Source organism: Candidatus Cloacimonadaceae bacterium (assembly GCA_030693415.1).
Taxonomy (GTDB): domain Bacteria; phylum Cloacimonadota; class Cloacimonadia; order Cloacimonadales; family Cloacimonadaceae; genus JAUYAR01.
In genome coordinates this window covers 1-8,471 of the sequence record JAUYAR010000062.1, presented here as the reverse complement: position 1 = coordinate 8,471, position 8,471 = coordinate 1, and the positions used below count along the sequence as shown (strand labels likewise).

The 8,471-nt window shown below is 50.0% G+C and carries 8 protein-coding genes and 1 other RNA gene; all 9 read left to right on the top strand.

The annotated features are described in order from the left end of the window. The coding region (locus Q8M98_04090) for a T9SS type A sorting domain-containing protein (protein ID MDP3113938.1) at positions 1 to 256 on the top strand (256 nt) is incomplete at its 5' end. 126 nt (positions 257 to 382) lie between these two features. After that, positions 383 to 733, top strand: a transfer-messenger RNA (tmRNA) gene (gene ssrA, locus Q8M98_04085). A 207-nt stretch (positions 734 to 940) separates the two neighbouring features. Further along, the gene (locus Q8M98_04080) at positions 941 to 1,153 is read left to right on the top strand and encodes a four helix bundle protein (protein MDP3113937.1); all 213 of its coding nucleotides are present in this window, start codon (positions 941 to 943) and stop codon (positions 1,151 to 1,153) included. Between the two features lie 104 nt (positions 1,154 to 1,257). Beyond that, positions 1,258 to 1,527 (top strand): 30S ribosomal protein S15, encoded by a 270-nt coding sequence (rpsO, locus tag Q8M98_04075; protein MDP3113936.1) that lies wholly within the window; start codon positions 1,258 to 1,260, stop codon positions 1,525 to 1,527. 190 nt (positions 1,528 to 1,717) lie between these two features. Continuing rightward, positions 1,718 to 3,931: a polyribonucleotide nucleotidyltransferase gene (gene pnp / locus Q8M98_04070; GenBank protein MDP3113935.1), complete on the top strand. Its 2,214-nt coding sequence runs from the start codon at positions 1,718 to 1,720 to the stop codon at positions 3,929 to 3,931. Between the two features lie 13 nt (positions 3,932 to 3,944). Further along, positions 3,945 to 5,351 carry an adenosylhomocysteinase gene (ahcY, locus tag Q8M98_04065; protein MDP3113934.1) on the top strand — a complete coding sequence of 469 codons (1,407 nt, stop codon included), beginning with the start codon at positions 3,945 to 3,947 and terminating at the stop codon, positions 5,349 to 5,351. Positions 5,352 to 5,369: 18 nt separating this feature from the next. After that, positions 5,370 to 5,939: a transcription termination/antitermination NusG family protein gene (locus Q8M98_04060; GenBank protein MDP3113933.1), complete on the top strand. Its 570-nt coding sequence runs from the start codon at positions 5,370 to 5,372 to the stop codon at positions 5,937 to 5,939. A 3-nt stretch (positions 5,940 to 5,942) separates the two neighbouring features. Further along, the gene (locus tag Q8M98_04055) at positions 5,943 to 6,878 is read left to right on the top strand and encodes an NAD-dependent epimerase/dehydratase family protein (protein ID MDP3113932.1); all 936 of its coding nucleotides are present in this window, start codon (positions 5,943 to 5,945) and stop codon (positions 6,876 to 6,878) included. Then, a complete protein-coding gene (locus Q8M98_04050) occupies positions 6,879 to 8,201 on the top strand; it encodes a UDP-glucose/GDP-mannose dehydrogenase family protein (GenBank protein ID MDP3113931.1) in 1,323 nt (440 codons plus the stop codon). The last annotated feature ends 270 nt before the right edge of the window (positions 8,202 to 8,471 follow it).

Genomic DNA, 8,471 nt, shown 5'->3' with positions numbered 1-8,471 from the left:
GCCCAATCCTTTTTCCGCCATTGCCGTGATCCGTTATGAGCTTTCCCGCAAGGCGGATGTGAATCTGAAGATCTATAACCTGAGGGGTCAATTGGTCAGGGCACTGGAAACCGGATACCGGGACAGCGGCGAACACATCGTCGCTTGGGAAGGCTGTGATGAGCATAACCGAACCTTGGCATCGGGAGTGTATTTTCTGCGCTTTTCGGTGGATGGAAAGCTGCAAAAACAAAGCAAATTGGTCTTGATGAAATAGGAAGCGCAGCTTGGCTGAGGATTTTGAACAGTCTTTGTGGAGGATATTTCCCAAGCGCTCAATAATTTATGTTGACATCCAACCCTTCTCTATTTACATTGTACTCAGTTCTTTCACAAGTGTATAGGGGGTGACCTGGTTTCGACAGGGAATCAGAGTGCGAGTGACGCATGCCGGAGATGCTATCCACTCCGTTAACAAGTAGCGACCAAACTTAATTGCAAACACAAATCTCTCCTTAGCAGCATAGGCTGCTAACGTTCAACCTCTTCGTGCCGTCGGGAGGGGATTGGGCGTCGAAACAGTGCGGCCGCCACGGGGAGGAGCTGTCCATAATCCTCGTTTAAGACCATGGACTGGATCCTTGCGGGTCTGATTGTCTTTTACCGCAACGATCGAGATTAAAGACAACTAAGCATGTAGGCTTGCTTGCAATCGGCTCTTTGGACGCGGGTTCGATTCCCGCCACCTCCACCATGCTTTTGTGAACAGGTGAACCGGTGAGGGTATCCGTTTTATAGTTGGGTTCTAAATATTCAGGGAGGTTTTATATGATGCACACGGAGCTTGAGGTGTATAAATCCAGCATGAAGCTTGTGAAAGATATCTATGCTTTGACGGCTGGTTTTCCACGTGATGATATAATCTCGCAAATGAAACGAGCGGTTATATCAGTTCCTTCAAATATCTCCCGAAGGATGTTCCAGAAAGTCATCCAAAGAGATGCTAAACTTTTTAAACATAGCCAAAGCGTCATTATCTGAATTGATTACACAAATTGACATCGCGGAAATGCTTGGCTTTGTCTATGATCACGAGCAATGCGCCCAAACTAAGGATATCGCTTTGTCAGTAAAGCGCCAACTGCTTGATCTGATCAAATCCAACGAAAACTAAGCCACTTCACCCATTCACCCAATCACCCGCTCAGCAGAACAGATTTCTCTTTACAAATATCCCCTGATCAAAAAGCATGTGCTCAAAATCATCTGGAGGATGAAATGCCACTAACACCTGAGGCTAAAACAGCTATCATGGTAGAGTTTAAACTCCATGAATCAGACACTGGCTCGCCGGAAGTTCAGATCGCGCTTCTAACCAAGCGTATCAGTGAAATCACTGAACACTTGAAAGTGCACTCCAAGGACTTTTCAACCCGTCGCGGCTTGTTGAAACTGATCGGGCAGCGCAGGCGCCTCCTTGATTATCTGAAACGTAAGGATATCAATCGTTACCGGAACGTGATCAAGGCGCTTGGCATCAGAAAGTAAAAATTCTGCCAAGATATGAAGCTAACAAAGTGGATTCCCAAGTTATTGGCGGATCCACTTTGTTTATAAACCCCCAGTAATAAAAAAACCAGATGCTACGGGAGAAATTAGCAATAAGCTCAGAGGCTCTTCCAGCCCCGCCTCTCAGCCTATTGCTTCTTCTCCCGCAGTGAAACGAAAAGGAGAAGTTATGCATAACTTCAACATCACCAAACGCGAAATCGAATTTTGCGGACGCACACTCACGGTGGAAACCGGACGCATGGCAAAACAAGCCAATGGAAGCGTCTTTATCAGATACGGAGATTCCTCCGTGCTGGTGACTGCCACCATGAGCAAGGAAGCATCCGAAAATCAGGATTTCTTCCCTCTCACCGTTGACTACATCGAAAAGATGTATGCCGCGGGCAAGATACCCGGTGGCTTTTTCAAGCGCGAAGCTAAGCCCACAAACGATGCCACGCTTTCAGCCCGCGTGATCGATCGCTCGATCCGCCCCCTTTTTCCGGATGGATTCCGCAATCAGGTTCACGTCGTCTTCAACGTTCTTTCCTTTGACGGAATCAACGATCCAAGCGTGCTTGGCGTCTTTGGTGCCTCGCTCGCACTTTCGATCTCCGATATTCCCTTCAGTGGTCCCATCGCTGGTGTCACGGTTGGCTTGATCGATGATCAAATCGTTGTCAATCCCAACTATAGCGAGATCAGCAGTCTGTCCAAACTCAATCTCGCGGTAGCCGGATCCGCCAATTCTATCGTGATGACCGAATCCGCAGCCTGTGAGCTGAGCGAAGAAACCATTCTCGATGCCGTTTACACCGGTCATGAAGAGATCAAAAAGCTCGTCGCCCTGCAGCATGAATTCATAAACGAGATCGGGAAAGAAAAGGTCGAAGTCAAGCTCATCGGCATCCCGCAAGAGATCCTCGAGAACGTGCAGAATGCGTATGGCAAAGGCATCGCAGAAGCCGTCGTGATCTTTGGCAAACAAGAGCGTCAGGACGCTTTGGACACTCTCGAAGCTGAAATGCTTCAGGTTGCATTGATCGAAAACGAAGAGTTCTTCCTGAAGAACGAAAAGTGGTTCAAGGAAGCCTTTGAAGAATTGGTGCGCCGCAACGTGCGCGATTCCATACTTCACAGACATAACCGTGCCGATGGCAGAGGACTTGACGATCTGCGCGACATCACTTGCGAAATCGACGTCCTGCCGATCGTTCACGGTTCAGCACTCTTCACCCGTGGGGAAACTCAATCCCTGGGTACCGTCACTCTCGGTGGCGGCGGGGACGAACAGATTATAGACGGACTCGAAGTCGAATATAAGAAACGTTTCTATCTGCACTACAATTTTCCGCCCTTCAGCGTTGGCGAAGCAGGCAGGATGGGGCCTCCAGGAAGAAGAGAACTCGGACATGGAAACCTTGCTGAACGTGCGCTGTTCTGCGTTTTGCCAGACAAAGAAGAATTTCCCTATACGCTCAGGATCGTCGCAGACACCCTTGAATCAAACGGATCCTCTTCAATGGCATCGGTTTGCAGCGGCTGTCTCGCTTTGATGGCTGCCGGCGTTCCGATTAAGTCACCAGTTGCCGGAATCGCCAACGGTCTGATCATGGAAGGCGATAAATTCGTCGTCCTGACTGATATCCAAGGCTTGGAAGATCACCTCGGGGACATGGACTTCAAGTGCGCCGGAACCCGTAATGGAATCACCGCCATGCAGATGGATATCAAGATCGAAGGCATCACCAAAGACATCATGCGTATCGCTCTGGAAAAAGCCAAAACCGCACGCTTACAGATTTTGGACTTCATGCAACAGTGCATTCCCGAGCCTCGTGAAGAGCTGGCTCCGACTGCGCCGCGCATCGAAGCCTTCAAGATTCCGACAGACAAGATCGGCGAAGTGATCGGACCATCGGGCAAGATGATCAAATCCATCATCGAAATCTGCCAGGTAGAGATCAACATCGAAGACGACGGCACTGTCCGCATCCTTTCTCCCAACAAGGATTCCATCGCGAAAGCCAAGCAAATGATCCAGGGCATCGCCATCGATCCCGCTATGGGAGAACTGTATGAAGGCCCCGTCACCCGCATCGAACCCTACGGAATCTTTGTCAAGATCCTCGGCGGCGTCAAAGAAGGCATGGTGCACGTTTCACAGATGCACACTTCACGCGTTGAACATCCTGAAGACATGGTCAAGCTCGGAGACATCGTCAAGGTCAAATCCCTCGGTATGGAAAAAGGCAAGCTTTCGCTTACCATGAAAGGCGTGGAAGGCAATCCCGAACCCGATCCCAACGCTCCGAAGGACAGACCTCGTCCCCCACGCAGAGATGATCATAATGATCGCGACCGCAGACCCGGCGGAGGCAGAGACCGTTTCCGCAGATAATTAAGGAACATTAATGAACTATAAGATTGCTGATCTTGCTTTGGCGGATTTTGGCCGTAAAGAGATCGAAATGGCTGAAATCGAAATGCCGGGGCTCATCGCCCTACGCAATAAATACGGCAAGGAAAAACCCCTTGCCGGAGCGCGAGTCACCGGAAGTTTGCACATGACAGTGCAGACTGCTGTGTTGATCGAAACCCTCATCGAACTCGGCGCTTCGATTCGCTGGGCAAGCTGCAATATCTTTTCCACCCAGGATCACGCTGCCGCGGCAATCGCGGCAGCGGGGATCCCGGTTTTTGCCTGGAAGGGCGAAACTCTTGAAGAATACTGGTGGTGCACCCTCCATGCACTTACCTGGGAGGGCGCAAATGCGCCCGATCTCATCGTTGACGATGGGGGAGACGCTACTATGATGGTGCATCAAGGCTATCGATTGGAAGAAGAATATGCCAAGACCGGCATTCTGCCCGAGGTCGATTCCGACGACCCGGAAATGTGCATCGTGCAAGAGCTTCTCATTTCAGGCATCAAGGACTATCCCCAAAAATGGCATAAAATGGTGAAGAAACTCCGTGGCGTCAGCGAAGAAACCACCACCGGAGTGCATCGTCTCCATCAGATGCTGGAAACCGGAGCGCTGCTTTTTCCCGCGATCAACGTGAACGATTCCGTCACCAAATCCAAATTTGACAACCTCTATGGCTGCCGTGAATCTTTGGCAGACGGCATCAAGCGCGGAACGGACATCATGGTCAGCGGAAAGATCGTGATGATCTGCGGCTATGGCGACGTCGGCAAAGGCTGTGCCCAATCAATGAGAGGATTCGGCGCGAGAGTGATCATCAGCGAGATCGATCCAATCTGCGCTTTGCAGGCGGCGATGGAAGGCTATGAAGTGAACGCACTGGACAACGTGGTCGAATATGCTGATATCTTTGTGACCGCCACCGGAAACTGCGATGTCATCAGGGTCGATCATATAATGAAGATGAAGGATCACGCCATCGTCTGCAACATCGGACACTTTGACAACGAGATCCAAGTCCACAAGCTATACTCTCTTTTGGGAGTACAAAAGATAAACATCAAGCCCCAGGTGGATAAAATCCTGCTGCCCAACGACAAAGCGATCATTCTGCTTTCCGAAGGCAGGCTCGTGAATCTTGGCAACGCCACCGGGCATCCTTCTTTTGTGATGAGCTGTTCCTTCACCAATCAAGTGCTGGCACAGATCGCCCTCTGGCAGGATGAACACGAGATCGGGGTCTACACCTTGCCCAAGATTTTGGACGAAGAAGTCGCCAGACTGCATTTGGACAAACTGGGCGTGGAACTCACGCGTCTCACGGTACGTCAGTCCCAGTATATCAACGTGCCGGTCGAAGGACCCTATAAACCTGAGAATTATCGCTATTAAGCCCGCGGAGCCGGTGTTTTGGCAACTCATGTTCCAGTTATCATAGACGAAATATTCGGCGAACTAATTTTACCCAGCGGTGAAGAGCGTTGGGTCGTCATTCACACCAAACCCCGCTGCGAGAAAAGGCTGGCGGACTACGCACGAAAAAACTCCATCCATTATTATCTACCCCAGATCGAAAGCAAACGAGTCTATCAAAAAAGAAAGGTCAGCTTCATGAAACCGATGTTTCCAGGTTATCTCTTCATCGTGCTGGATATCTTTAAGAAACATACGCTTACGATCTCAGGATACTGCGTCGGATTCGTGAAAGTGCCCGATCAGCGCGAGCTTTTGGACGAACTGCAAAGGCTCTATTATAGCCGCAACAAAAAGGTCGATATGACCAACACCATCTGGCTATCCAAGGGATTGGAAGTGGAGATCGTCAAAGGTCCGCTCAAAGGCATGACCGGAGTGGTGGAAAACCATCAGAAACTGGACGAAGTGCGCCTGCAGGTAAACATCCTGCGGCAGGCAGTGATGGTGAAGATCAATCCTGCCCACGTGAAAATCCTGGGCGAATATGAGATCATCGAGGAATAGACTATGAAGATACTGATCACCGGCGCTGCCGGATTTATCGCATCCCACGTTGCCGACGCCTATCTGGATGCCGGGCACGAAGTTGTGATCGTGGACAACCTTGCCACCGGATACAAACATAACCTCAATCCCCGCGCCAAATTCTATCAGATCGACATCTGCGATCCCTTTTTGGGAGAAGTCTTTGCCGCTGAACAACCGGATATCGTGAATCACCACGCCGCCCAGATCAGCGTTCCAAAATCCATCGAAGACCCGTTTTTCGATGTCGAAGTGAACGTTAAAGGACTCATCAACATCCTCGAAAACTGCGTGAAGTATCACGTGAATAAAGTGATCTTTATCTCTTCCGGCGGAGCGATTTACGGAGAAGCGGAAGAATATCCGACCACTGAGAATTATCAGCCTAAACCGCTTTCCGTCTATGCCATCAACAAGATGGTTGGCGAGAGCTATCTGCACTTTTATTATCATCAATATCAGCTCAATTATACTGTCCTGCGCTATGCCAACGTCTATGGCCCAAGGCAAGTTTCTCATGGCGAAGCGGGAGTGGTCTCCATCTTTATCGAAAAGCTGCTAAATGGTCATATCCCAACCATCTATGCCTATCCCAACGAGACGGATGGCATGATCAGAGACTACGTTTATGTGGCGGACGTCGTGCGTGCCAACCTTCTTGCTTTGGGACGTGGGGACAATGACCAATTCAACATTGGTACCTGCGTCGAGACCACCACCAAGCAGCTCTACAACACCATCCAATGGCAGATGGGATTTGACATTCCGCCTCATTGGGGAGAAGCCCGCAAGGGAGATCTGCATCGCTCGATGCTTGATTATGGCAAAGCTTTCAAGGAATTGGGCTGGAGCCCGATCTACACACTCGAACAGGGCGTGGGCGAAACAATCAAGTTTTTCAGAACTAAGGAGAAATAGATGAAACTCGCGGTTATCGGCAGCGGATACGTTGGACTCGTCACGGCAGCTTGTTTTGCGGATATGGGCAACACCGTGATCTGCATGGACAACGATAAAGCCAAGATAGACATGCTTTTAAATGGAGAAATACCAATCTATGAACCTGGCTTGAAAGAGCTTATTTTGCAAAACAGCGCCGCCGGCAGGCTCATTTTCACAGCGAACATTGAAATTGCAGTGCGGAATTCGCAGATTCTATTCATCGCCGTCGGCACCCCTGCGGGAGAAGACGGTTCAGCAGACCTGCAATATGTCCTTTCCGCCGCCGAAGACATCGCCAGACACATGCAGAACCACAAGATCATCGTCGATAAATCCACCGTTCCGGTAGGAACTGCGGATCTTGTCAGAGAGCGGATTCAGAGCGTTTTGGAAGAGCGCGAGGTAAAGATCGATTTCGACGTCGTCTCCAATCCCGAATTCCTGAAAGAGGGCGCTGCCATCGAAGATTTCATGAAACCGGATCGAGTCGTCATCGGCACCGACAGCAATGCCGTTGGAGAGATCATGCGCGAGCTCTATTTGCCCTTCAATCGAAGCGCTGATCGCGCCTTGGTCATGAGCGTCCGTTCCGCGGAAATGACCAAATATGCCGCCAATGCCATGCTCGCCACCAGGATATCCTTTATGAACGAGCTTTCGCATCTTTGCGAAGCCTTTGGAGCGGACATTACCGAAGTTCGCAAAGGCATCGGTTCGGACAGCCGTATCGGTTACAAGTTTATCTATCCTGGCGTGGGATATGGCGGAAGCTGTTTTCCCAAAGACGTCAAAGCCCTCGTGCACATGGGCAGCAAGGTTGGCGTCCCAGTTCGCATCATCAAAGCGGTCGAGGACGTCAACGAAACCCAGAAAATGGTGTTGGTCACCAAGGTCAAAAAACACTTTTCAGATAACCTCACCGGTCATACGTTCGCCATCTGGGGATTGGCTTTCAAACCCCAGACGGATGACATGCGCGAAGCCCCTGCGATTGTGATTATCAACGCCCTGATCGCCAACGGAGCAAAGATCAGAGCCTTTGACCCAGTCGCCATGAACGAAGCCAAAAAGGTCTTCGGAGCAAATCCCTCGATCACTTGGTGTGAAAACGAATATATCGCTCTGGAAGGCGCGGACGCGCTGTTGCTCGTCACCGAATGGCACCAATTCCGCTATCCGGATTTTGCCAAAATCAAAGCCACCCTCAAAAGCCCGACCCTGTTTGACGGCCGCAACCTCTACGATCCCAAACAACTAAAGGAACTCGGTTTCGATTATTTCGCCATCGGCAGAGCATAACTACATACTTCGCAAATCACTGATAGACAAGGGCATAGCAGGCTAATTTATAGTAGACTTTTCTGCATGATCGTCTTTTCCCGACAGGGTTTGAGGACTCCGCAGCATCGGCATGCTGCGCTACATTCTCCTTAGCCCAAGTTTCGCATTTTAGGGACTAAGTTATTGGTATATATGACAGTCATTTTTCAGTTAGGCACTAAACTCTGTGTTTAGAGATGATTTGATTTTTGAAGACTTTGACGTTCAGCAGGGAGTAGATTTTGTCTG

Coding starts and splice junctions, on each gene's coding strand:
- Q8M98_04055 (MDP3113932.1), top strand. CDS start 5,943: ATGAAGATACTGATCACCGGCGCTGCCGGATTTATCGCATCCCACGTT.
- ahcY (MDP3113934.1), top strand. CDS start 3,945: ATGAACTATAAGATTGCTGATCTTGCTTTGGCGGATTTTGGCCGTAAA.
- rpsO (MDP3113936.1), top strand. CDS start 1,258: ATGCCACTAACACCTGAGGCTAAAACAGCTATCATGGTAGAGTTTAAA.
- pnp (MDP3113935.1), top strand. CDS start 1,718: ATGCATAACTTCAACATCACCAAACGCGAAATCGAATTTTGCGGACGC.
- Q8M98_04050 (MDP3113931.1), top strand. CDS start 6,879: ATGAAACTCGCGGTTATCGGCAGCGGATACGTTGGACTCGTCACGGCA.